The 22,884-nt window shown below is 57.6% G+C and carries 21 protein-coding genes; 15 read left to right on the forward strand and 6 right to left on the reverse strand.

Translation table 11 applies throughout. From position 1 onward, the window contains the following. Positions 1 to 9: 9 nt before the first annotated feature. The 4 genes from CFBP5473_RS06635 to CFBP5473_RS06650 form a co-directional block, all read right to left on the reverse strand. Complete coding sequence (locus tag CFBP5473_RS06635; protein WP_027677360.1) at positions 10 to 633, reverse strand: glutathione S-transferase family protein; 624 nt, start codon at positions 631 to 633, stop codon at positions 10 to 12. Between the two features lie 150 nt (positions 634 to 783). After that, the gene (locus CFBP5473_RS06640) at positions 784 to 1,242 is read right to left on the reverse strand and encodes a hypothetical protein (RefSeq protein WP_027677359.1); all 459 of its coding nucleotides are present in this window, start codon (positions 1,240 to 1,242) and stop codon (positions 784 to 786) included. 60 nt (positions 1,243 to 1,302) lie between these two features. Beyond that, entirely contained in the window at positions 1,303 to 1,650 is a 348-nt protein-coding gene (locus CFBP5473_RS06645) for a YidB family protein (RefSeq protein ID WP_027677358.1), read from the reverse strand. A gap of 177 nt (positions 1,651 to 1,827) precedes the next feature. Beyond that, entirely contained in the window at positions 1,828 to 3,042 is a 1,215-nt protein-coding gene (locus tag CFBP5473_RS06650) for an NADP-dependent isocitrate dehydrogenase (protein ID WP_027677357.1), read from the reverse strand. A 217-nt stretch (positions 3,043 to 3,259) separates the two neighbouring features. On the opposite strand from CFBP5473_RS06650, the gene CFBP5473_RS06655 reads away from it, so the two are divergent. The 9 genes from CFBP5473_RS06655 (at position 3,260) to CFBP5473_RS06700 (ending at position 12,979) form a co-directional block, all read left to right on the forward strand. Beyond that, complete coding sequence (locus CFBP5473_RS06655; protein ID WP_027677356.1) at positions 3,260 to 3,790, forward strand: hypothetical protein; 531 nt, start codon at positions 3,260 to 3,262, stop codon at positions 3,788 to 3,790. Between the two features lie 303 nt (positions 3,791 to 4,093). Next, positions 4,094 to 4,921 carry an RNA methyltransferase gene (locus tag CFBP5473_RS06660; RefSeq protein ID WP_027677355.1) on the forward strand — a complete coding sequence of 276 codons (828 nt, stop codon included), beginning with the start codon at positions 4,094 to 4,096 and terminating at the stop codon, positions 4,919 to 4,921. Next, a complete protein-coding gene (gene murI / locus CFBP5473_RS06665) occupies positions 4,905 to 5,726 on the forward strand; it encodes a glutamate racemase (protein ID WP_027677354.1) in 822 nt (273 codons plus the stop codon). Before CFBP5473_RS06660 ends, murI begins: the two co-directional genes overlap by 17 nt. 407 nt (positions 5,727 to 6,133) lie before the next feature. After that, on the forward strand, positions 6,134 to 6,370 hold the full coding sequence (locus tag CFBP5473_RS06670) for a hypothetical protein (protein ID WP_051441467.1): 237 nt from the start codon (positions 6,134 to 6,136) through the stop codon (positions 6,368 to 6,370). A 243-nt stretch (positions 6,371 to 6,613) separates the two neighbouring features. Then, positions 6,614 to 7,933 (forward strand): MFS transporter, encoded by a 1,320-nt coding sequence (gene tcuC / locus CFBP5473_RS06675; RefSeq protein WP_051441466.1) that lies wholly within the window; start codon positions 6,614 to 6,616, stop codon positions 7,931 to 7,933. A gap of 143 nt (positions 7,934 to 8,076) precedes the next feature. Then, the gene (locus tag CFBP5473_RS06680; protein ID WP_027677353.1) at positions 8,077 to 8,712 is read left to right on the forward strand and encodes a LysE family translocator; all 636 of its coding nucleotides are present in this window, start codon (positions 8,077 to 8,079) and stop codon (positions 8,710 to 8,712) included. A 69-nt stretch (positions 8,713 to 8,781) separates the two neighbouring features. Further along, a complete protein-coding gene (locus CFBP5473_RS06685; protein WP_027677352.1) occupies positions 8,782 to 9,669 on the forward strand; it encodes an EamA family transporter in 888 nt (295 codons plus the stop codon). A gap of 136 nt (positions 9,670 to 9,805) precedes the next feature. After that, on the forward strand, positions 9,806 to 11,323 hold the full coding sequence (locus CFBP5473_RS06690; RefSeq protein WP_027677351.1) for a helicase HerA domain-containing protein: 1,518 nt from the start codon (positions 9,806 to 9,808) through the stop codon (positions 11,321 to 11,323). Positions 11,324 to 11,830: 507 nt separating this feature from the next. Continuing rightward, the gene (locus tag CFBP5473_RS06700) at positions 11,831 to 12,979 is read left to right on the forward strand and encodes an IS4 family transposase (protein WP_136954329.1); all 1,149 of its coding nucleotides are present in this window, start codon (positions 11,831 to 11,833) and stop codon (positions 12,977 to 12,979) included. 106 nt (positions 12,980 to 13,085) lie between these two features. On the opposite strand, the gene CFBP5473_RS06705 is transcribed toward CFBP5473_RS06700, so the two are convergent. Then, on the reverse strand, positions 13,086 to 14,075 hold the full coding sequence (locus CFBP5473_RS06705) for a TerC family protein (RefSeq protein ID WP_027673434.1): 990 nt from the start codon (positions 14,073 to 14,075) through the stop codon (positions 13,086 to 13,088). A gap of 442 nt (positions 14,076 to 14,517) precedes the next feature. Between CFBP5473_RS06705 and rpsD the strand changes: the two genes are divergently transcribed. Beyond that, positions 14,518 to 15,135 (forward strand): 30S ribosomal protein S4, encoded by a 618-nt coding sequence (gene rpsD / locus CFBP5473_RS06710; protein WP_027673433.1) that lies wholly within the window; start codon positions 14,518 to 14,520, stop codon positions 15,133 to 15,135. A 305-nt stretch (positions 15,136 to 15,440) separates the two neighbouring features. Here the strand turns inward: rpsD and CFBP5473_RS06715 are convergent, their stop codons facing one another. Beyond that, the gene (locus CFBP5473_RS06715; protein WP_027673432.1) at positions 15,441 to 16,130 is read right to left on the reverse strand and encodes an HAD family hydrolase; all 690 of its coding nucleotides are present in this window, start codon (positions 16,128 to 16,130) and stop codon (positions 15,441 to 15,443) included. A gap of 334 nt (positions 16,131 to 16,464) precedes the next feature. Between CFBP5473_RS06715 and rpiA the strand changes: the two genes are divergently transcribed. The 5 genes from rpiA (at position 16,465) to CFBP5473_RS06740 (ending at position 22,855) form a co-directional block, all read left to right on the forward strand. After that, positions 16,465 to 17,157 carry a ribose-5-phosphate isomerase RpiA gene (rpiA, locus tag CFBP5473_RS06720; RefSeq protein ID WP_027673431.1) on the forward strand — a complete coding sequence of 231 codons (693 nt, stop codon included), beginning with the start codon at positions 16,465 to 16,467 and terminating at the stop codon, positions 17,155 to 17,157. A gap of 23 nt (positions 17,158 to 17,180) precedes the next feature. Next, positions 17,181 to 17,756, forward strand: coding sequence for a DUF2059 domain-containing protein (locus tag CFBP5473_RS06725; RefSeq protein ID WP_027673430.1), 576 nt, complete (start codon positions 17,181 to 17,183; stop codon positions 17,754 to 17,756). A gap of 204 nt (positions 17,757 to 17,960) precedes the next feature. Then, the gene (gene gor / locus CFBP5473_RS06730; RefSeq protein WP_027673429.1) at positions 17,961 to 19,349 is read left to right on the forward strand and encodes a glutathione-disulfide reductase; all 1,389 of its coding nucleotides are present in this window, start codon (positions 17,961 to 17,963) and stop codon (positions 19,347 to 19,349) included. A 226-nt stretch (positions 19,350 to 19,575) separates the two neighbouring features. Further along, on the forward strand, positions 19,576 to 20,952 hold the full coding sequence (locus tag CFBP5473_RS06735; protein ID WP_027673428.1) for a class II 3-deoxy-7-phosphoheptulonate synthase: 1,377 nt from the start codon (positions 19,576 to 19,578) through the stop codon (positions 20,950 to 20,952). A gap of 1,504 nt (positions 20,953 to 22,456) precedes the next feature. Beyond that, positions 22,457 to 22,855 (forward strand): endonuclease domain-containing protein, encoded by a 399-nt coding sequence (locus CFBP5473_RS06740; RefSeq protein ID WP_051441116.1) that lies wholly within the window; start codon positions 22,457 to 22,459, stop codon positions 22,853 to 22,855. Positions 22,856 to 22,884: the final 29 nt, after the last annotated feature.

The following is a 22,884-nucleotide window of genomic DNA, read 5'->3' on the forward strand; positions in this document are numbered from 1 at the left end:
TTTGAGCCGTCACCCAGTTGGCTGCAATTCCTTTGCAGCCGCATCATCGAGCTGCTGGGCGCGTTGATAGGCGGGCCGTTCGCTGAGATGAGCGAGGTAGTCCACGAAGTGCTGGCGCTTTTCTATGGAGCCGAATTGCAGACCCCAGGCGATGTGTGAGCCGACATAGACATCGGCTGCGGTAAACTGATCGCCCGCCACGAAGCGGTTCTCGCTTACGGCATATTCCAGTGTGTTCATCACATCGGCATAACTGCCGCAGCCTGCCATGCGCATCTTGTCCGCCGGAATTTCCAGCCCCATGGAGCGGGTGGAAACGCCCATTTCCAGTGGGCCCGCCGCAAAAAAGAGCCAGCGGTAATAGAGCCCGCGATTCTTGGTGGGCGGGGCCAGATTGGCGCCGGGGAAGGCGTCCGCCAGATAGGCGCAGATAGCCGCGCATTCGGTGACGACGATCTCGCCGTGCTTGATGGCCGGTACCTTGCCCATGGGGTTAACAGCCTTGTAAGTGGCTGACTTCATGTTTCCGAAGCCGAGAATCTCCGTCTTGTAGGGAACGCCCACTTCCTCCAGCATCCACCGAACGATGCGCCCGCGTGACATCGGGTTGGTGTAAAACGTCAGTTCGCTCATGGTATTCTCCTCCGGTTTCAGCGCGCGCCTTTTTTATCGATGCCCCACCTCAGAAACTGCGCTTTGGCGGTGACGGTTTCAAGACGCTCCAAGCAAAACCCGGCACTCTGGCCGGGTTTATCGGTTCGATCTGGAACAGGCGCCGTACTCTCAACCCTTGGCAGCCTTGAGTGCCGAGCTGCACAGGCTCCAGTAACCGCCGCCTTTCTGGATCCATTTCAGATCGTTCAGCGTACCAGCGTCCTTATTGGCGTGATAGGAATCCACGCATGTCTTCATGCGGGCTTTGCCGGGCGTTTCAGAGGCATATTTCTTATCCACGGCCTTTGGGAAGGTTACGCCTTTGGGTGCTGCCATCATCGGCTTATCCGGTTCTTTCGCCGGGGTGGCTGCTATGTCCTTTTCGTCCGCTGCATCTGCCGCAGCCGCTTCAGCGCCGCAGTTTTTGGCGCGGAAATCATTCCACTTCATGTCCTTGGCGCTGCCATCTGCTTTGGCGGCCTGATATTTCGTGCTGCATTCCTTCATGGTCAGCGCAGAGGCCGGGGATGACAGCGCGAAACTTGCCATCAGGGTACCAGCGGCTGCGAGTAGAAGCTTTGTAGACATTGGACTGCCTCTCTTGTGAATTGCCTCTATGGGGTTGCTGCATGCGGGGGTAATCGCCACTCAGGACGGTAGAACGCCCTGAGGACTGGCCTTGTCGATTGCCTTCGGCAGATGCTCGGCAAGGATTTCGGGAAGCTGGTCGATATCGACGCCCAGAGACTGGGCCAGGCTTCGCAATTGTTCGGAAGAGAGTGCGGCTTTGATCTGGTCTGCCGAAACGGGGAGGTTGGAGCCAGTGCCGATCCAGGATGAGACCTGTTCGCCAAGGCCCGCACGGTTCAGTTGATCGACAATGCCCTGCAGGCCGCCAGCATCCTGAAACAGTTGACCGGCCACGGCTGCCAGATTGATCGGCTTGCCGCTCATTGCATCGCTGATGATGTTTCCAATGCCATCCAAAAGTCCCATGAGATCACTCCGAGGAAAGAGCGTTTATTCTTATGCGGGTACTTTCAATTGAGGCTACATTATCATTTTAGAAAATTCTTGTCACGGGCAATCCGTAAAGCCGAGGACTGACTTTCGCCCAAAAGAAAACCCGGCGCAAAGGCCGGGTTCCCGATAGTCTAAAAAGCAGGTCGCCAATCAGGCAGCCATTGCAGCCTTGAGGTTTTCGTCGATCTTGTCGAGGAAAGCCGTTGTGGAGAGCCAAGGCTGATCCGGGCCGATGAGGAGCGCGAGGTCCTTGGTCATGTAACCGGCTTCGACGGTGTCGACGCAGACTGTTTCGAGCGTCGTGGCGAACTTCGCCAGTTCGGCGTTGTCGTCCAGCTTGGCGCGGTGTGCGAGGCCACGGGTCCATGCGAAAATAGACGCGATGGAGTTGGTGGAGGTTTCCTGGCCCTTCTGGTGCTGGCGGTAGTGGCGCGTAACCGTGCCGTGTGCCGCTTCAGCTTCAACCGTGCGGCCATCCGGAGACAGAAGAACGGAGGTCATCAGGCCGAGCGAGCCGAAGCCCTGCGCAACCGTGTCGGACTGAACGTCGCCGTCGTAGTTCTTGCACGCCCAGATGTAGCCGCCGGACCACTTCAGCGCGGAAGCGACCATGTCGTCGATCAGGCGGTGCTCATAGGTGATACCGGCTTCATCGAACTGAGCCTTGAACTCGTTCTGGTAGACTTCTTCGAAGATGTCCTTGAAGCGACCGTCGTAAGCCTTGAGGATGGTGTTCTTGGTGGACAGGTACACCGGCCACTTGCGCATCAAGCCGTAGTTCATGGATGCGCGGGCGAATTCGCGGATGGATTCGTCGAGGTTGTACATGGCCAGAGCCACGCCAGCGCTCGGCGCGTCGAAAACGTCCTTCTCGATAACCTGGCCGTCTTCACCGACGAACTTGATCGTCAGCTTGCCCTTGCCGGGGAACTTGAAGTCGGTTGCCTTGTACTGGTCGCCGAAAGCGTGACGGCCGACAACGATCGGCTGTGTCCAGCCCGGAACGAGGCGCGGGACGTTCTTGCAGATGATCGGCTCGCGGAAGATGACGCCGCCCAGAATGTTGCGGATCGTGCCGTTCGGGCTCTTCCACATCTGCTTGAGGTTGAATTCCTCGACGCGGGCTTCGTCCGGCGTAATCGTCGCGCACTTGATGCCGACGCCGTGCTTCTTGATGGCGTGAGCAGCATCGACCGTGACCTGGTCGTTGGTAGCGTCGCGGTTTTCAACCGAAAGATCGTAATACTCGATGTCGAGATCGAGGTAAGGCAGGATCAGCTTGTCCTTGATGAGCTGCCAGATGATACGGGTCATTTCGTCGCCGTCGAGATCGACGACCGGATTGGCTACCTTGATCTTTGTCATGAATTCCTCACCTTCGATAAACAATGGCGCCTTGGGAAGCGCCCTATGCGGAAATATCCCGTGGCGCTATAGCATCGCAGGCGTTGAACGCAAAGCCATGCGCGCGCTTTTTTGGAGTTTCTAAAACAACCCGTGGCGCATTGCCAAAACATGAATGCCGATTAGATTTAAGCCGAATCGCTTACGTTGGGTAAGCTCGAAGTTTCGGGACGTCATCATGCAGAAAATTCTGCTCGCCACTGCCGCAATTCTCTTCTCCTGCAACGCTTTCGCTGCCGAGCCGACGGAGCCGGTCAAGAAGGTGATGGATATCACGGTTAAGAACTGGTCTGGCGAGTCGGAAGACTGGAAATACATTTTCGATGAGGATTTGCTGACGACGCTGTTCAGCAAGGAATTTGCCGCGAAATATCGCGAAGCATCCAAGAAGCCCGCCTATGAGGCCGAAGCGGGCGAGAAGGGTGATCCCTTCGGCTATGACGTCGTGACCAACTCGCAGGACGGCTGCCCGTTGCAGGATATCAACATCACCGCCGCACCGCCCAAGGATGGCGTCAGCGATGTGACCGTCAAGTTCAAGCTCTGGGCCTGCATGGACGAAGCCGAGATGAAGGCGACCGTCGATCAGGTGAATTTCGATGTCATCCAGGAGGATGGCAAACCGGTCATCAACGACATTCATCGCGTGGGTGACGATGGCCGGGATTCTCTGCTTGTGGAGATGGCGAATATTATCAAGGGTGAGTGATGATGACTTGTGCGTCGAGTCTGTGGTGAGCCAGCCACATATTCGGCGTCATCCTCGGGCTCGACCCGAGGATCCACAACCGTTTGATTTCGTTGATAGCGATGGATCCTCGGCTCAAGGCCGAGGATGACGGCAGTGGGTGTGGCGACGGTGTACCCACATATCCTCCGCTTGGGCCAAAACTCATGCAAATGACAGAATAAGCATAAAATCAGCACCCTGTATTATTCCATCGCAAACCACGTCTCCTTTGATTTTCCCGCCAATCTATGCCAGTGAAGCGCCAAAAATTGGAAGGCGACTATGGCAGGTACAAATAGCGAGCTCGAACTCATTGCCGAAGGCCCGGCCATTATTCTGGTCGAGCCTCAGCTTGGCGAGAATATCGGCATGGTGGCGCGCGCCATGGCGAACTTCGGTTTGGCGGAACTGCGTCTCGTCAATCCACGGGATGGCTGGCCGAGCGAAAAGGCGCGTGCTGCCGCTTCCAAGGCCGATCATGTTATCGATGCCACCAAGGTTTACGAGACGCTGGAAGATGCGATCCGCGATCTGAACTTCGTTTACGCCACGACGGCGCGCGAGCGCTACGGCTTCAAGCCGGTCCTTGCGCCTGTCACCGCAACCGAAACTCTGCGCGCCAAATTCAAGGCCGGTGAAAAGACTGGCATTCTGTTCGGTCGCGAGCGTTGGGGCCTGACCAATGAGGAAGTGGCGCTGGCGGATGAGATCGTGACGTTTCCGGTCAATCCGGCATTTGCATCGTTGAATATTGCGCAAGCGGTTCTGCTGATGTCCTATGAGTGGATGAAGTCGGGCATGGAAGACCTGTCCGAGACCGCATTCGAATCCGTTCAGCAACGACCTTCTACCAAGGAGCAGGTCTTCGGTCTCTTCGATCACATCGAGGAAGCGCTGGATGCGCGCGGATATTTTCATCCGGCTGAAAAAAAGCCCAAAATGGTCGACAATCTGCGCGCAGTGCTTTCCCGGCGGGGCTTTACGGAGCAGGAAATCAGCGTGTTTCGCGGCGTGATCAAGTCGCTCGACGTTTTCCCGCGCCGCTGGCCGAAGAAGGTGGAAAAGAGCGTAGAGGGCGAGGGGACACCGGAGAATGGCTCTGGCGATTGAGGCTGATGCCGCAGAACTGAAGCCTGTTCTCGTCTTCGATTCCGGGATTGGCGGACTGACCGTTCTTCGCGAGGCCCGCGTGCTGATGCCCGAACGCGGTTTCATCTATGTTGCTGACGATGCCGGTTTTCCCTATGGTGGCTGGGAAGAGGATGGTTTGCGCCAGCGCATCCTTTCGCTCTTCGAACAGCTACTGAACCAGTACGATCCGGAAATCTGCATCATTGCATGCAACACCGCATTCACGCTTGCGGGTGCCGATCTGCGGGAGAAGTTTCCGGGCATGACCTTCGTCGGCACCGTTCCGGCGATCAAGCCTGCGGCGGAGCGCACAAGCTCCGGCCTCGTTTCGGTGCTTGCCACACCCGGCACGGTGAAGCGTGCCTATACGCGCGATCTTATCCAGTCATTCGCCTCGCAATGCCATGTCCGGCTCGTGGGTTCGGAAAATCTGGCGCGCATGGCGGAAAGCTGGATCAGGGGCGAGCCCATTTCCGATGAGGCGGTTTTGGCCGAGATTTCTCCATGCTTCATCGAGGAGCAGGGCAGGCGCACGGATATCGTTGTCCTTGCCTGCACGCATTATCCCTTCATGGTCAATGTGTTCCGCAGGCTCGCTCCATGGCCCGTGGACTGGCTGGACCCGGCAGAGGCTATCGCCCGGCAGGCCCGTCGTAAGGTGGAGTTGGTGCATGGCGCGGAGCATCCCGATGGCTTCGATTTTGCCATCTTCACCTCCGGCCAGCCGGATTTCACCACGCGCAGACTGATGCAGGGCTTTGGCCTAAAGATCGAGTCTCGATGAGCGGCTTTTGCCGTTACCTACACGGCCTGTGACATTTTTGCACTGGGTGCGACAGTTTGATGCAATTCGAGATTGAACCCTCTTGAAAACGAATCGAAGCTGTGTCACAAAAATCAGGCCCGCAACTCAAGCAACAGGAGGCGTAAAATGAATAAATTTCAGCATTTGAGCCTCTCTGGCGTGGTTCGATTTATGGCTCCGGTCATGTCCGGAATTATTATGCCATCCATCCGACGCGGAACAGCAGTCTAAGCTTTTCCGGGCCTTTGCAGGCTTTTTCAACATACATCACAGCGTGCCGGTAGTCTTGTCGTCGTCGTAGCTTGTTGCTGCGCCTCATCGTTCCCGCACGCCTTTTCCATCACGAAAGGACCTGGTCGCTTCACCGCGCCGGGAAGGGACAAGTCATGTCTAAAGAACTATCTTTGCGTGTAAATGATCTCCCCAAAGTCGTTGACGAACTGTTTCGCAGCTTTGGTGTCTGGGCAACCTACAAGGCAATGCTGCTTGGCCTCTTGCGACGTCAGGGAACGAAGAACAACGTTTCGCACCTGTCGGACCGTATGCGCCGCGATGTGGGGCTTCCGGTGAATGAACCGTTGCCGGGCCAGCCACTGCTGCCTCCATGGTTCCCGCGTTTCTGATTGAGCACCTCCGGCTGGTAAAACAGCTTGAGGTGCTTTTCCTTTGTTTTTCAAAGCGAAATTCACTTCGACGTCAGCAAGCGTCTCCAGAATGTTCTGTGCCGGCATGAGGCTGGGTGTGAATAGGTTCGGCCATCCGCCCGCTCTCCTCCTTTTGCGGTGCAGCATCGATGGATTGCAAGGCGCGAAAGCGAGGCGTATGGGATTCGGAGCTTATTCAACTTTTGTCTAGGAGGGACGACCATGTCTGGCGTCTATCAGCCGTCATCGAGTTCGAAAGTTGCCACGGTCCTTCGGGTCACCAGCGGCAATTTCATGGAGATGTTCGACTTCTTTCTCTTCGGATTCTACGCGAGCTATATTGCAAAAGCGTTCTTTCCGGCAGGCGATGATTTCGCATCGCTGATGCTGACATTCATGACCTTCGGCGCAGGCTTTCTGATGCGCCCACTCGGTGCGATTTTCCTTGGCGCCTATGTGGATCGGCTGGGTCGCCGTCGGGGTCTGCTCGTTACGCTCGGCATCATGGCCTTCGGTACGATCCTGATTGCCTTCGTGCCCGGTTACGCTTCCATAGGGCTTCTTGCTCCGGCTCTGGTCCTCATCGGGCGTCTGCTTCAAGGCTTTTCCGCCGGTGTGGAACTGGGTGGCGTGTCCGTTTATCTGGCTGAGATGGCAACGCCCGGAAATAAGGGTTTCTATGTCTCCTGGCAGTCTGGAAGTCAGCAGGTCGCCGTCATGGTCGCGGCGGTTCTCGGCTACTATCTCAACCACGCGCTCACGGCAGAGCAACTCGCGGCCTGGGGCTGGCGCGTGCCGTTCTTCATCGGCTGTGCCATCGTGCCTTTCCTGTTTTACATCCGGCGTTCGCTGGAGGAAACGAAGGAATTCATCGAAAGGCCACACCGCCCGACCTCGAACGAGATATTCAGAACGGTCGTCAAAAACTGGAAGATCGTGCTGCTCGGCATGATGATGGTTGTGATGACCACCGTGTCCTTCTACACCATCACCGTCTATACGCCGACCTTCGGCAAGACTGTGCTCAAGCTGTCTGAAACCGATAGCCTCATTGTCACCTTCTGTGTTGCACTTGCCAACCTGTTCTGGCTGCCGGTCATGGGTGCGCTGTCGGATAGAATTGGGCGGCGCGGGATTCTCGCATTCTTCTCAGGCCTTACGCTTCTGACCGCCTATCCAGTTCTGGCATGGCTCGTCGCAGCACCGACTTTCGGTAAAATGCTGGCCGCGCTGCTGTGGTTGTCCTTCCTTTATGGCAGCTACAACGGCGCGATGGTCGTGGCCCTGACCGAGATCGTGCCGAAGGATGTACGCACGACGGGCTTTTCGCTGGCCTATGCGCTGGCAACGGCTCTGTTCGGCGGCTTCACGCCGCTGGTCTCGACATGGCTGATCGAGGTAACCGGCAATCACGCGGCACCCGGCATGTGGATGGCCTTTGCCGGTCTCTGCGGTTTGTTGGCTACGATTGCGGTCTACTGGTCTGCCAGCGGTCGTAACGACCGTGGCGTTCCCGCTGCAACGCCTTACGGCTCCGCCTGATCTTTAGAGACGAAGCCATCGAAGGGCCGTACCTCCATTTTTGAGGCGCGGCTTTTTTATTGTTTCAACGTTTCAAATATCCGCTTGAAATCCGCCCGCAAGAATGACTTCCTTTTCAAATCTGATTTGAGGGGGATACTGAAATGCCGATTGAAAACTGGTTGGCTTTCGTTGCCGCATCCGCCATCATGCTGGCCATTCCTGGCCCGACCATCCTTCTGGTGATTTCCTATGCGCTGGGCCATGGGCGCAAGGCGAGCAGTGCGACTGTTGCGGGCGTCGCGCTTGGCGATTTTACCGCGATGACCGCTTCCATGCTGGGCCTCGGTGCCTTACTTGCGGCCTCGGCTTCGCTCTTCACCGTGCTGAAATGGGTTGGCGCGGCCTATCTGATCTACCTCGGCATCAAGCTGTGGCGCGCGCCCGTTGCAAGCGCGGCTGCGGGCGAGGGTGATGTGACGGCACGCGAGCGTCCGCTCAAGATATTCCTCCACACTTATATTGTGACGGCGCTGAACCCGAAGAGCATCGTCTTCTTCGTGGCCTTCCTGCCGCAGTTTCTGGTGCCAACGCTGCCCTTCTGGCCGCAGGTCGTTATTTTCGAAGTTACTTTTCTTGTGCTTGCCACCTGCAATGCGGCTCTTTATGGATTGCTGGCAAGTGCTGCGCGCAACACCATCCGCAAGCCAAACGTCCAGCTTCTCGTCAATCGCACCGGCGGCAGCCTGCTGATCGGCGCCGGTCTGCTGGCTGCGGGCTGGAGAAAAGCCGCCACATAAAAGAGCTGCACGGGCGCTCCAAGCAAGGAGCGCTACCGAAATCGTGCGGCGCAAGTCTGGATCGAATACATGTCAGTGCCGCACATTCTTCTTGCCCTCATCACCGTGTTTTTGTGGGGCTTCAATTTCGTGGTGATCAAAGTCGGCGTCATGGATATGCCGCCGCTTTTCCTGACCGCGCTGCGTTATCTCTTCGCCGCCGTGCCGCTGATCTTCTTTCTGAAAAAGCCGCAGGTGCCGTGGAAGCATATGATCGTTTACGGCATGGTCATGGGCTGCGCGCAGTTCGGCCTGCTTTACACGGCCATCAAATGGGGTCTGCCCGCAGGGCTCGCCTCGCTGGTCATGCAGTCTCAGGCCTTTTTCACCATGGCGCTTGCGGTTACGCTCTTAGGTGAAATTCCGCTGAAATCCCACATTGCCGGTGCCGCCGTGGCTTTTGGCGGCCTTGCGGTCATCGGTCTGGAGCGCCTCGATATAACGGCGCTGGTGCCTTTGCTGATGTGCATCGGTGCCGCTTTCAGCTGGGCCATCGGCAATATCGTCAATCGCAAGGTCGGTCGCGTCAACGCCATTTCCTTCGTTGCGTGGACGAGCCTCGTGCCGGTGCTTCCGCTGGTTCTCCTGTCTCTGGTGCTTGAAGGCCCGCAGGCCATCAGCGATGGCCTTGCCAACGCCAACATGCTGACGGCAATGGTGGTCATCTACATGGCCTATGGCGCGACAATCTTCGGGGCAGGGATATGGAGCTTCCTTCTGCTGCGTTATCCGGCAGGAACTGTCGCGCCATTCTCGCTGCTGGTGCCGATTGTCGGCTTCCTCGGTGCCTATTTCGCTTTTGCAGAACATATTACGCTGCTGGAAATCATCGGCAGCGCGCTGGTCGTAGCCGGTCTGGCGCTCAATGTGTTTGGCCGCCGCCTGTCTTTCGGTCGCAAGCGGTCCAGCGCGGCATGAGGCGCAAGCAATTCCCTGTGCATTGTTGCGATGCGCAGGGGCATTTGCTTAAAATTTTGGTAAAGAGGGTGTTCGCTGGCCAAACAGACTCTTAGAGTCGGCGCATCATCCAATTCAATTCGCAGGGACGTGTAAAGTGCAGGTCGGCATCGACATGGGAACGCTTTCGGGCGGGCAGGCTGCCAAGCTCGATATTGAGGAATTGCTCGCCACGCGTCTGCTGGTGCAGGGAAATTCCGGTTCCGGCAAGTCGCATCTTCTGCGCCGCCTGCTGGAACAATCCGCCCAATGGGTGCAGCAGGTCATCATCGATCCCGAGGGTGATTTCGTCACGCTGGCGGATAAGTTCGGGCATATCGTGGTGGATGGCGAACGCACGGAAGCGGAGCTTGCGGGCATTGCCAACCGCATTCGCCAGCACCGCGTTTCCTGCGTTCTGACGCTGGAGGGACTCGATATCGAGCAGCAGATGCGCGCCGCTGCCGCTTTCCTCAATGGAATGTTCGATGCGGATCGCGAATATTGGTATCCGGTTCTCGTGGTGGTGGACGAGGCGCAGATGTTTGCGCCTTCCGTCGGAGGTGAAGTGACCGAAGATGCGCGCAAGGCTTCTCTCGGCGCCATGACCAACCTCATGTGTCGTGGCCGTAAGCGCGGGCTTGCAGGTGTGATTGCTACGCAGCGTCTGGCAAAGCTTGCCAAGAACGTGGCGGCGGAAGCCTCCAACTTCCTGATGGGCCGCACCTTTCTCGATATCGATATGGCGCGCGCTGCCGATCTTCTCGGCATGGATCGCCGTCAGGCGGAAATGTTCCGTGATCTTCAGCGCGGCAATTTCGTCGCCCTCGGCCCGGCTCTATCGCGCCGCCCCCTGCCGATTGTCATCGGCAAGGTGGAGACATCCGCCCGCTCGTCTTCGCCGAAACTCATGCCGCTGCCGGATGCCCCGCAGGATGTGGAAGATCTGATCTTCACGCCCGACCCGGAAGAGTTCAACCGTCCAATGGTGCGCCGCACGCCGCCCGCGCCACGCCCGACGACGGATATTCTGGCAGAGCTTTCCCGCTCCACGCCTGCCGCGGTGTCGCCTGCTTCCGACCAGCCGCAGCGTAGCAGCCAGCAGGATATGACGCCGGAAGAGCGCGAGGAAAAGATCGCCACGGTTCTGTCCGAAATTCTGGATGACCCGCAATCTGCCTATCGCACCGATGCCGTGCTCTATCAGGACTTCCTTGTCCGCGCGCGTATGCGCCGCATTCCCGGCACGCCCATGTCGCTATCCGATTTCCGCCGCCAGATCGCGATTACCCGCTCCGGCGTGGATGTGGAGATGGCTGCCAGCGAAAACTGGGAGAAGGCGCTGGAGCTTTCAAAAAACGTTTCGGACGACCTTCAGGGCGTCTTCCTGCTGCTGGTCAAAGCCGCTTTGGCAGAAGAACCATGCCCGTCGGACGCCCGTATCGCCCGCGCCTACGGCACCCACTCCGCCCGCCGCGCAAGGCGCTTGCTGGGTTACTTCGAAGAGAAGGAACTGGTGGTAGTGCATGCCGATTTCTCCGGCAAACGCATCGTTGCCTTCCCGGACCTCGATGCCAAGACCGCACCGGGTGATGCGGATGCGGCGGATGGGGATGTGAGCCTGGCGGCTGAGTGAGGCGAAGGCGTCTCTATGTTCTCCGTCATGCTCGGGCTTGTCCCCCTTCTGTCCGGTTAAACTGGGTGGGTAGTTTGGGGCGAGAACAGCTCCCCCACCCGTCACCCCGCACTTGATGCGGGGTCCAGCAGACGCGCGTCTGCGCGGCGAAAGAGTCTTTCAGACCAAGGACTTGGTCTGACTGGATACCGGGTCAAGCCCGGTATGACGGAAGTGGGGTTGCACCGTCGCCACCATACAGCGAACGCGGTTAAAGCGTGTCTCAACCGGATTTGAAGGATGGAATTGCAATGCATTCAAAGCCTTGTCTCGCATCCGTACATTTAAACCGGACAGCAGTGGGCTTGTCCCGAGCATCTGCAACGTTAAAATTCGCTCGACGTGGTTGGATCCTCGGCACAAGGCCACTGCTGTCCGGTTTAAATTTCTGGACAAGGCGCATGACATTGATTCTACTCGGTTTCAGACGTTTCGCGGCGATCTGGACACGAACAGGAGATCAACGTCATGCGCCACCAGAATAGCGTTTTTCATCAAATACAGAAGCATGTTCCCTGGCAGGTCTTCGAAGGGCTTGTGGATAAGTACAAGGGCGATCACAGGGTTCGGCGGTTTTCGATGAAGGACCAGTTGCTGGCGCTTCTGTTTGCTCAACTTTCCGGCGCGCAAAGCCTGCGCGAGATCGAGGCAGGGCTGTCGAGCCACCGCAACCAGCTTTATCATCTGGGTGCCCACGGCGTGGCGCGCTCCACCCTTGCCGATGCCAATGCCACAAGGCCTGCGGACGTCTTTGCCGATCTGTTTTCCCATATGGCGGCTGCCGCCAGCCGAAGAACCCGTCGCCATATCCGCGATGCGGTGCGCCTGCTCGACGCCACCCGCGTCGCCGTCTCCTCCATGAGCAATGGTTGGGCCGATATGGTCAGCGGGCGCAGAGCCGCCAAGCTGCATGTCGCCTACGATCCGAATGGCGACATCCCCATGGCGATGACCATGACAGGCCAGAGAACCAACGACATCGTGCCCGCAAAGGCCATGCCGATCGAACCCGGCATGACCTATGTCTTTGATCTGGCTTACTATGATTTCGCGTGGTGGGCAGCGCTGGACCGGGCAGGCTGCCGCTTCGTCACACGGCTTAAGACCAACACGCATCTTCAGGCCGCCACCGAACAGCCTCCAAGCGAGAGCGATCACATCCTGTGCGACAGGATCGGGCTGTTGGCACAACGCATGGCGCGCTCGAGACGCAATCCCTTTTCCGAACCGTTGCGCGAGATCGCGGTGCGGATCGACACGGGCAGGACCATCCGGCTCGTCACCAACGATCTGGATGCGCCAGCCGAAGAGATTGCCGAGCTTTACAAACAGCGCTGGCAGATCGAACTGTTCTTTAAATGGGTCAAGCAGAACCTCAGGATACGCCATTTCTTCGGAGCATCCGAAAACGCCGTGCGCATCCAGACCTATGTCGCCCTCATCGCCTATCTTGTGCTGCGCATGGCGCAGGCCTGCCAGAGCGCCATCACGCAACCGCTCACCTTCACCCCCCTCGTACGCCTCAACCTCATGCACAAAAGGCGATCCGACCAACTCCTTAAACCACCCACACAACCGTCCAAATCCCCAAACCAGATGGTGCTGATGTGGGACTGAAATTTAAACCGGACAGTAGTGGCACAAGGCCGAGGATGACGTCGAGAGCTTATCTACAAAAAAAAAGGCGGGTTTCCCCGCCTTTTCCGTGCCAAAGCAAAGCCGATCAAACCTCGTCGATCACCTTCTTCTCGTTGCGCGTCGCAAACAGCGAGCCGACGACACCCGTCACAAGGATCGCCAGCGTGATGCCGAGCGAGATGGACGGAGGGATTTTTGCGATGCCCAGCATGTCCGCAAGGAAGATTTTCGAGCCGACAAATACCAGAACCGCAGCCAGAGCATATTTGAGATATGCGAAGCGGTGGATTAGGGCGGCGAGCGCAAAGTAGAGAGCGCGCAGGCCAAGGATCGCGAAGATGTTCGAGGTGTAGACGATAAACGGATCGGTGGTGATCGCGAAGATCGCCGGGATAGAATCGACCGCAAAGATCAGGTCGGCGATTTCGACCATGATGAGCGCGAGAAACAGCGGCGTCACGAAAGTCTTCAGTTTGCCGGTCTTTTCGTCGTGCTTCTTGATGAAGAAGCGTTCCTCATAAAGCCTGTCGGTAACGGGCAGGCGGGTGCGGAGGAACTTCAGGATCGGGTTTTTGCCGATATCCTGCTCTTCATGGTCGGCTGAGAAGAGCATCTTTACGCCGGTGAACACGAGGAAGGCCGCAAAGAGGTAGAGCACCCATTCGAAGTTTTCGACAATGGCAGCGCCAGCCGCAATCATGATGCCGCGCAGAACGATTACGCCGAGAATACCCCAGAGCAGCACGCGGTGCTGGTACTGGCGCGGGATCGCGAAGTAGGAGAAAATCATGGCGATGATGAAGATATTGTCCATCGCCAGGCTTTTTTCCACCACGAAGCCGGTGACGTATTCCATGGCAGGCTGCTGGCCGGACTGGTACCAAATCCAGCCGCCGAAGGCCAAACCGATGACGATGTAGAAGGCGGACATCAGCAGACTTTCGCGTATGCCGATTTCCTTGGAGTTCTTATGAAGCACGCCCAGATCGAGCGCGAGAAGGCCTAAAACGAGAATAATGAAGACGGCCCACATCCATGTAGCCGTGCCGAGAAAATCCGTAAACAGGAAGTCCATCAGTCAACCCTTGTCCGGACGAGGTTGGCTTTATGGTTGGGGAACGCGTGATAGACATAGACGTGGCCCCAACCTTAAGAGACTCGACATCGCGTATTGTCCGGTAATACGCCAGAGGGGCCCGAGTCCTGATCACAACGGGGAAATAATGTGGCTAAAAGGCGTTTCAAGAGCCGCTAAGAAGTTTTTTTCTCGTTGACAATTTTATGAAGGGCACATAGAAGCCCCATCAACGCCGGGCAGCAATGTCCGGTGTGTTTCGTTGGTTGCCCTGCAGCTTGAACTGTCGTTCGGCAATCGACTTTAACCGACATGTCCCGTGGCTTCTCCATTCGCAAATGTGAGAAACCTGTCAGAGGTCCTAAATCGGACTTCAGAGGAGGGCGTGTTTCCTTAAACCGGCTTGGCAACAGGCTGGTGTAACGTTCTGAAAGGAAATGCGATGAGCAAGCGCGAATCGTCCAAGTACAAAATTGACCGCCGCATGGGCGAAAACATCTGGGGCCGTCCTAAGTCTCCAGTAAACCGCCGCGAATACGGCCCGGGCCAGCACGGCCAGCGCCGCAAGGGCAAGCTTTCCGACTTCGGTACGCAGCTGCGCGCCAAGCAGAAGCTGAAGGGCTATTACGGCGAAATCCGTGAAAAGCAGTTCCGCGCAACCTACGACGAAGCTAACCGTCGCAAGGGTGACACCTCCGAAAACCTGATCGGCCTGCTTGAGTCGCGTCTGGACGCAATCGTCTACCGCGCAAAGTTCGTTCCGACCGTTTTCGCTGCTCGCCAGTTCATCAACCATGGCCACGTCACGGTTAACGGCGTTCGCGTCAACATCGGTTCCTACCGTTGCAAGGTTGGCGACGTTATCGAAGTTCGCCAGAAGTCCAAGCAGCTCGCAATCGTTCTCGAAGCAGTTGCTCTGGCTGAGCGTGACGTTCCTGACTACATCGAAGTCGATCACAACAAGATGGTTGCGACCTTCGCTCGCGTACCGGCTCTGTCTGACGTTCCTTACGCCGTCATCATGGAACCGCATCTGGTCGTCGAATTCTACTCGCGTTAATCTGCGTTTAGCTTCAATAGAAAAAGCCGCCCTTCGAGGCGGCTTTTTTGTTTTTGGGTGTCGTTGCCGCTGCATTCCTGTCATTTCGGCCCTGAGCTTCAGCGGGCGAGGGACCGACGTTTCTGGCTTCGCAAGATTTAGACTAGACAGAAGTAACACCCACGGCGTCATCCTCGGGCTTGACCGAGGATCCATAAACGTCAGAGAAATCAAAGGGTTGTGGATCCTCGGGTCAAGCCCGAGGATGACGCCGTGGCCGAAGCAATGGCGGCGGGGATGGCTGGCGGAGGTGGCTTAGCAGAATATCAAGCTGCCGCCGCGCGTTGCGCCAAAAGCCGCTCCACCAGCGCCGCATCCAGCGCATCGAAACTGTCTATCACCACGCTGGGCTCAAGCTCTGCCATCGGAACATCCGTGTAACCGAATGTCACGCCAATCGATGGGACGTTGGCGTTTTTGGCTGCCAGAATATCGTTCACGCTATCGCCCACCATTACACTGCGGCTGGCATCGCCTCCGGCCTTCTCGATAGTGCCGAGAATGTGACGGCCATCGGGTTTGCGCCATTCGAAGGTGTCGCCGCAGGTGATTGCCTTGAAACGGTCCTTCAAGCCAAGCTTTTCAAGCAGGGGAATTGCCAGCACCGTCGTCTTGTTGGTGCACACGGCCAACGTGAAGCCTGCGGCGTCCAGGCGGTCCAGTGCTTCGGTTAGGCCGGGGTAAGGGGTGCTTTCGCCGGGCATGTGCTCGATGTAATGGGCGATGAAGCGCTCGTAGAGCGGCTCGATCTCTGCCTCCGGCAACTCCCTGTTTCTCAGGGCAAAAGCGCGCTTGATCATGACGCGGGCACCCTGTCCGACGAGGTGGGTCAGGTCGTTGAACGTCACCGGTTCTAGATCGGCAGTGGCGATGGTGTAATTCAGGCTGTCGATCAGATCCGGTGCGGTATCGATGAGCGTGCCGTCAAGATCGAATATCACTAGGGGAGAAGTCAAAGAGGAAACCTCGTCTGTCAGTGCGGGTATCCAACAAAGCTAGCGCATCGGGCGGAAAATCGAAATCGATTTTCGTATCCTTCGCTTCGGCAAGTGAGTGGAGCGACGGAATCCGCATATCATTCGTAAGGCAGATCGCCATTTCGAACGAAACCCCTGAATGGCTCATTTTGGATCAGCAAAAAGGCTTTCGTTTGGGTTTCGACCCGTGTAAACACGAGGCCTGTCGCACGGATGGCGTTGTTATTTCGATGCCTATAGTGCAATTGACCAGTAGAAGCGTTCTTCGCGTGGCTGCATTGCCGGGCGTGAGTTTGAGTGGAGTTGCAGGCGCATGGATGCCCGACAAATGAAGATCAAGGCTGCCGAGGCGGCGTTGTCCTACGTCGAAGATGGCATGCGGTTGGGCATCGGAACCGGCTCCACGGCGGAAGAATTCGTTCGCCTGCTGGCTGAAAAAGTATCGAACGGTTTGAGAGTTCAGGGCGTTCCGACTTCCGAGCGCACCGCGCGGCTTTGCGTGGAACTCGGCGTTCCGCTGAAGTCTCTGGACGAATTGCCTGAGCTCGATCTCACCATCGATGGTGCGGATGAAGTGGATCATGCGTTGCGGCTGGTCAAGGGTGGTGGCGGCGCGCTGCTGCGCGAGAAAATCGTCGCTGCCGCATCGTCGCGCATGATCGTGATTGCGGATCAGACCAAGGTTGTCGAGGTCCTTGGCGCGTTTCCGCTGCCCATCGAGATCAATGCCTTCGGCCTTTCGGCCACGCGCATCGCCATCGAAAAGCTGGCGTCCAGAATGGGTCTTTCCGGCGAATTGAAGCTGCGTTCTTCCGAGGACGGGCCGTTCAAAACGGATGGCGGACACCTGATTTTCGACGCATCATTTGGCCGTATTCCTGATGCAGAAGCGCTGGCACGTGAGCTGAACACGATTCCGGGCGTCGTAGAGCACGGACTTTTCATCAATTTGGCATCGCTTGCCATTATCGCCGGGCCGGATGGCGCCCGCGTAATGCAGGCGTAAATATAACAGGAGCGAGAGATTTCATGATCAAACTAGCGGGACTGGGCAAAGCTGCCGCTGCTTCGATCCTTATTTCCGGTTTCGTGTTCGGCACAGCCGCGCGCGCGCAGGAAATTTCGGCGGAGCACATTGCTGCTGCAAAGCAGGCAATCGCGGCGCTCGGTGTGACTGATCGTTTCGACAATATTCTGCCGGGTCTGGCAGAGCGTCTGAAGGGCGAGCTCATCCAGGCATCGCCGAACGTTCAGGATGCCATCACCGCAACGGTCGATGCCAAGGCGCTGGAACTCGCACCACGCCGTGCCGATCTGGAGCGTGAAGCGGCTCTCACCTATGCACGCGCTTTCTCGGTGGAAGAGCTGAAGGCCATTTCTGCGTTCTACGGCAGCGAAACCGGCAAGAAGCTTCTGAAGGACGGCCCGATTGCCACGCGCGAACTGATGAAGGCCGCCGATATCTGGGCCGCTGGCATCAACCGCGATCTGAACGCTTCCAGCATGACGGAACTTCAGAAGGTTGCCGGCGCTGATCTTCAGCCGCTGCCTGCAAACGAGTCCGGTGTTGGCGGCGCTCCTGCCGCTCCGGCGCCGAAGCCCTGATTGGCTGTTGACGTTCAGTTTTTTTCAAAGCCCGGAAGCAATTCCGGGCTTTTCTTTTGTGCGCTGCGACACCTATATGAGCATCAACACGGTGCATCTGCACCGCGCGCCGCATGAAACGCAATTCGGCGCTTAACATATTGATTTTACGCAATCCACACGGCGAACACGCCCATGTGCAGCGGCGTAGGACAGGGGTTTACGATGGCATCTTTCGACTGTGATCTTTTCGTTATCGGTGGCGGCTCCGGCGGCGTGCGCAGCGCGCGCGTTGCGGCATCGCTCGGCAAGCGCGTCGGCATTGCCGAAGAGTATCGCTACGGTGGAACCTGCGTCATTCGTGGCTGCGTGCCGAAGAAGCTTTTCGTCTACGCATCGCAATATCCCGAACACTTCGAAGATGCCGCTGGCTTCGGCTGGAATGTCGGTGCGAGCACCTTCAACTGGAAGAAGCTGATTTCTGCCAAGGACAAGGAAATCGAGCGTCTCGAGGGCCTTTACCGCAAGGGTCTGGAAAACGCGAAGGCCGATATTTTCGACAGCCGTGCGGAGTTGATCGACTCGCATACCGTGAAGCTGGTGAAGACCGGCCAGACCGTGACTGCCGAGCGCATCGTGATTGCCGTTGGCGGCACGCCGAACGAGCATGCGTCGCTGCCGGGCCATGAGCTGACGATCTCCTCCAATGAAGCCTTCCATCTGGATGAACTGCCGAAGTCTATCCTGATTGCGGGCGGTGGTTACATCGCGGTCGAGTTCGCAAATATCTTTCATGGCCTGGGTGTCGAGACGACCCTGATCTATCGCGGCAAGGAAATCCTCAACGGTTTCGATGGTGATATGCGCAAGGGTCTGCATGAGGCGATGGAAGCCAAGGGCATCCGCATCATTCTTGAGGATGTGATCGAAGAGGTCAGCAAAGACGGCGCTGGCGGTTTCATGGCGCGCACCAAGCAGGGCGCGTCCGTTCATGTCGGTCTGGTCATGCTCGCACTCGGTCGCGATCCCAACACCAAGGGTCTCGGGTTGGAGAATGCAGGCGTAAAGACCAATGCCAAGGGCGCTATCATCGTCGATGAATATTCGCGCACCAACGTCCCGAATATCTACGCTCTGGGCGACGTCACCGACCGGGTACAGTTGACGCCCGTCGCCATCCACGAGGCGATGTGCTTCATCGAAACCGAGTTCAAGAACAATCCGACGAAGCCGGATCATCACCTGATCGCCACGGCTGTCTTCTCCCAGCCGGAAATCGGCACCGTCGGTCTTTCCGAAGAGCAGGCGGCGGCGAAGTTCGAGGAAGTCGAAGTCTACCGCGCACAGTTCCGCCCAATGAAGGCGACGCTTTCGGGCCGCAGCGAGAAGACGATCATGAAGCTGCTCGTCAATGCGGCAGACCGCAAGGTCGTCGGCGCGCATATTCTCGGCCACGAGGCGGGCGAGATGGCCCAGCTTCTCGGCATCACGCTGAAGGCTGGCTGCACCAAGGATGATTTCGACGCCACCATGGCCGTTCACCCGACCGCCGCCGAAGAGCTGGTGACGATGTATTCGCCGAGCTATCGCATCAAGAACGGCGAGCGTGTCTAACGCCTCTCGCTAGCGAACAGAGTGAGCCACCGTCTCTCCATAAAGAGGCGGTGGCTTTTTAAATCGTTTAGATTCGTTTTTCTTTGCGTTTGACCGACAAAATAGGCCTAAACGCCAGCGCCCCTTTAAGATCGACTTTGCAAAGCCTATCCTTGGGGGTATAAGCCGCGCAAATTTCGAGATCGCCGCCTTCCAATATAGTTGGCGTGAAAACCAGGTGAGTAAAATGGCACAGAATTGGACGCCCGGTAGCTGGAGACACAAGCCGATCCAGCAGGTTCCGCAGTACCCTAACGCCGCTGCGCTGGCAGCGACGGAAGCTCAGCTTGCGAGCTACCCACCGCTGGTTTTTGCTGGTGAGGCACGCCGTTTGAAAAAGCAGCTGGCAAGCGTGGCCGAAGGCGAAGCTTTCCTTCTTCAGGGTGGCGATTGCGCCGAGAGCTTCCTCGAGCATGGCGCGGACAATATCCGCGACTTCTTCCGCGCCTTCCTGCAGATGGCGGTCGTTCTGACCTATGGCGCGCAGCTTCCTGTCGTCAAGGTTGGCCGCATTGCCGGTCAGTTCGCCAAGCCTCGATCTTCGAATTTCGAAACGCAGGATGGCGTCGAGCTGCCGTCCTACCGTGGTGACATCATCAACGGCATCGAGTTCAACGAAGGCTCGCGCATTCCAAGCCCGGAGCGCCAGCTGGATGCTTACCGTCAGTCCGCTGCCACGCTGAACCTGCTGCGCGCTTTCGCCATGGGTGGTTATGCCAACCTGGAAAACGTGCATCAGTGGATGCTCGGCTTCGTCAAGGATAGCCCGCAGGCGGATCGTTACCGCAAGCTTGCCAGCCGCATTTCCGAAACCATGGACTTCATGAAGGCCATCGGCATCACTGCGGAAAACAATCCGAGCCTGCGCGAAACGGATTTCTTCACCAGCCACGAAGCGCTGCTTCTGGGTTATGAAGAGGCGCTGACGCGCGTCGACTCCACCTCGGGCGATTGGTACGCCACGTCCGGCCACATGCTGTGGATCGGCGACCGTACCCGCCAGCTGGACCATGCGCATGTGGAATATTTCCGCGGCATCAAGAACCCGATCGGCCTGAAGTGCGGTCCGTCCCTGCAGCCGGATAACCTCATCGAGCTGATCGATGCGCTGAACCCGACCAACGAGGCCGGTCGCCTGACGCTGATCTGCCGTTTCGGCCACGATAAGGTTGCCGAAAGCCTGCCGAAGCTGATCCGCGCCGTTCAGAAGGAAGGCCGCAAGGTGGTCTGGTCCTGCGATCCGATGCATGGCAACACGATCACGCTCAACCATTACAAGACGCGTCCGTTCGACCGCATTCTGTCGGAAGTCGAAAGCTTCTTCCAGATCCACCGCGCCGAAGGCACGCATCCAGGCGGCATCCACATCGAGATGACCGGCAAGGACGTGACAGAATGCACCGGCGGCGCCCGCGCCGTGACGGCGGATTCGCTGTCCGACCGCTACCACACCCATTGCGACCCACGCCTCAACGCCGATCAGGCTCTGGAACTGGCCTTCCTCCTGTCCGAGCGCATGAAGAGCGGCCGCGATGAAAAGCGTCTGGCTGTGGCCAACGCCTGATCTTTTTTAGCAGAGCTTCACAAGCCGTCGGAGTGATCCGGCGGCTTTTTTGATTCTGGCGGACGAAAAGGTTGCAGAGGCGAGGCGGACGCCTGTTGCTTCACATCGTGGGTTTTGGGACCAGTCAATGTTTTCGGGTTATCATAAGGCCTCCAAGCGCCTCACAGGGGCCTCAAAGCATCACACTGCATACTTTAGCTTGCCGCCCGCAACCCCCGCCTTTCGAGGCTCCGGCTTCGCCTGCGCGCCTCTCCTTCGACAAGCTCAGGATGATGATGGAGGGCTGCTGTGTTGTGGCTCGAAGCCTCGTTCTTCAAATCCTATCATTGTCAAAAATCCCGGCCAGCCTTTACGCCAAGCTTCGCCGTTCACGCGGCAGTATCTGCCCGTGGCTTGAACTTCTCATTCTCTCCATCGCTTCACCTTTGAGGGCGAGGCCATGGCATTTCGGACGGGGCGCAGAAAGCTGCCTCGTTGGGTAGTTTAGTATGTGGCACCTCTCAGCGCCCCGTTCGGCTCTTTCGGCAGAGCCGCAATCCTCTTGCCACGGCTGGCAGAACCCGGATGGCAAGGGTTAAAAACCTTGCCGGAGAACCGGTCGGACTTGATCAAGGCCCAACCCTTTCCATCCGGGTGCGATGATGGTTGCCCGCCATCGCCCTGCCAGTTCAGCCACATCTGCCTTCGGGAGTGAGGGAGCCGAACATCTCGTACAGCCCGCAGTCCCGATCCGTTCTCCGCAAGGCTCTCACCCGACAGCACGTTTCGAGTGCTGGCCAGATGGTTACCTTACGATCCGTCCGTTCACCTTTTTAGGATGAACGGGGCAGATGCAGCGTCTTCCTGTGTACCGCCTGACTTTCGCTTCTATCTTCATGATCGCGTTCGACCATGAGACGATGAGCTGTCGGTACGCCCGGCGGCGAAATCCTGACGGATGGATCGAAACCCGGCAGCCGTTGTTCGCACCGCCGCTTGTCGATCCGGCCAGGTCGGGCATCGGGAGAACTGCGCCAGCCGGTCCGAAACCGACGCCATGTCCTCTCACCCGTTGCCGCCGGGGGGATTGCTGCTCGACCCTGAGGATGGAGAGGCCGCGTAACCTCCTCACCCCCAGCACCTACCCCGCCTCGCCACAACGCCTTGCGGTGTATCCGAGGGCGGGATGAGGGGGAGTGTACGGGTGGTTTTGGGGGTGGGGAAAAATGTTGAGGGGATTTTTTTATTTTTTTTGACTGAGGAGAGACAGTGACCCCTCACCAAGAAAACCTAGGACTTCGCTTTGCGAAGTCGAGGTTTTCTATCCTCTCCCACAAGGGGAGAGGAAAGGGCGGCACCGTTCTCGCCCCTCTCAGCGTTCAACAGGGAGTGAAAATGGAGGGGCTAGGTTACTTCTCCCCCTGTGGGAGAGGAAGAAAAATCATGATCTTAGCTTCAGCTAAGTCATAGATTTTTCAGGTGAGGGGTGCATTCTGGCGCTGACCACAACTTGAGGCAACCGCCCATGCCCCATAACCACGAGCCGCCGCCAATCAACCGGACACGTGCACGAGCGATGCGCAAGGATTCGACCCGCGCAGAGAATCTTTTGTGGCAGGTGCTGCGCGGTGGGAAGCTGGAAGGATTCAAGTTTCGGCGGCAGGTGCCGATGCACAATTACGTTCTCGATTTCGTCTGCTTCGATGCGAAGGTGATTATCGAGGTGGATGGCGCGCAGCATGCGGACAGCGATGCGGATGCGCGGCGCGATGCATATTTTCGCGGCGAGGGTTTTGTGACGCTACGGTTCTGGAACGACGAGATCGAGAGAAATCTGGATTTCGTTTGTCTTTGTGTTCTGGATTATTTGCGGGGGCGTCAGAGCGTGGGGCGGGACCCCTCACTTGCAATTTCTAACACTTAGCTGAAGCTAAGATGTTGAAATTGCTTTCT

The sequence above is a fragment of the Agrobacterium larrymoorei genome (genome assembly GCF_005145045.1).
GTDB classification, from domain to species: domain Bacteria; phylum Pseudomonadota; class Alphaproteobacteria; order Rhizobiales; family Rhizobiaceae; genus Agrobacterium; species Agrobacterium larrymoorei.

What these genes read in the sequence shown, in the direction of transcription:
- CFBP5473_RS06645 (WP_027677358.1), bottom strand. Translation starts at nt 1,650, where the DNA reads ATGGGACTTTTGGATGGCATTGGAAACATCATCAGCGATGCAATGAGC.
- tcuC (WP_051441466.1), top strand. Translation starts at nt 6,614, where the DNA reads ATGTCTGGCGTCTATCAGCCGTCATCGAGTTCGAAAGTTGCCACGGTC.
- CFBP5473_RS06700 (WP_136954329.1), top strand. Translation starts at nt 11,831, where the DNA reads ATGCGCCACCAGAATAGCGTTTTTCATCAAATACAGAAGCATGTTCCC.
- rpsD (WP_027673433.1), top strand. Translation starts at nt 14,518, where the DNA reads ATGAGCAAGCGCGAATCGTCCAAGTACAAAATTGACCGCCGCATGGGC.
- CFBP5473_RS06680 (WP_027677353.1), top strand. Translation starts at nt 8,077, where the DNA reads ATGCCGATTGAAAACTGGTTGGCTTTCGTTGCCGCATCCGCCATCATG.
- murI (WP_027677354.1), top strand. Translation starts at nt 4,905, where the DNA reads ATGGCTCTGGCGATTGAGGCTGATGCCGCAGAACTGAAGCCTGTTCTC.
- CFBP5473_RS06685 (WP_027677352.1), top strand. Translation starts at nt 8,782, where the DNA reads ATGTCAGTGCCGCACATTCTTCTTGCCCTCATCACCGTGTTTTTGTGG.
- CFBP5473_RS06635 (WP_027677360.1), bottom strand. Translation starts at nt 633, where the DNA reads ATGAGCGAACTGACGTTTTACACCAACCCGATGTCACGCGGGCGCATC.
- CFBP5473_RS06740 (WP_051441116.1), top strand. Translation starts at nt 22,457, where the DNA reads ATGCCCCATAACCACGAGCCGCCGCCAATCAACCGGACACGTGCACGA.
- CFBP5473_RS06735 (WP_027673428.1), top strand. Translation starts at nt 19,576, where the DNA reads ATGGCACAGAATTGGACGCCCGGTAGCTGGAGACACAAGCCGATCCAG.
- CFBP5473_RS06670 (WP_051441467.1), top strand. Translation starts at nt 6,134, where the DNA reads ATGTCTAAAGAACTATCTTTGCGTGTAAATGATCTCCCCAAAGTCGTT.
- CFBP5473_RS06655 (WP_027677356.1), top strand. Translation starts at nt 3,260, where the DNA reads ATGCAGAAAATTCTGCTCGCCACTGCCGCAATTCTCTTCTCCTGCAAC.
- rpiA (WP_027673431.1), top strand. Translation starts at nt 16,465, where the DNA reads ATGGATGCCCGACAAATGAAGATCAAGGCTGCCGAGGCGGCGTTGTCC.
- CFBP5473_RS06705 (WP_027673434.1), bottom strand. Translation starts at nt 14,075, where the DNA reads ATGGACTTCCTGTTTACGGATTTTCTCGGCACGGCTACATGGATGTGG.
- gor (WP_027673429.1), top strand. Translation starts at nt 17,961, where the DNA reads ATGGCATCTTTCGACTGTGATCTTTTCGTTATCGGTGGCGGCTCCGGC.
- CFBP5473_RS06650 (WP_027677357.1), bottom strand. Translation starts at nt 3,042, where the DNA reads ATGACAAAGATCAAGGTAGCCAATCCGGTCGTCGATCTCGACGGCGAC.
- CFBP5473_RS06725 (WP_027673430.1), top strand. Translation starts at nt 17,181, where the DNA reads ATGATCAAACTAGCGGGACTGGGCAAAGCTGCCGCTGCTTCGATCCTT.
- CFBP5473_RS06660 (WP_027677355.1), top strand. Translation starts at nt 4,094, where the DNA reads ATGGCAGGTACAAATAGCGAGCTCGAACTCATTGCCGAAGGCCCGGCC.
- CFBP5473_RS06640 (WP_027677359.1), bottom strand. Translation starts at nt 1,242, where the DNA reads ATGTCTACAAAGCTTCTACTCGCAGCCGCTGGTACCCTGATGGCAAGT.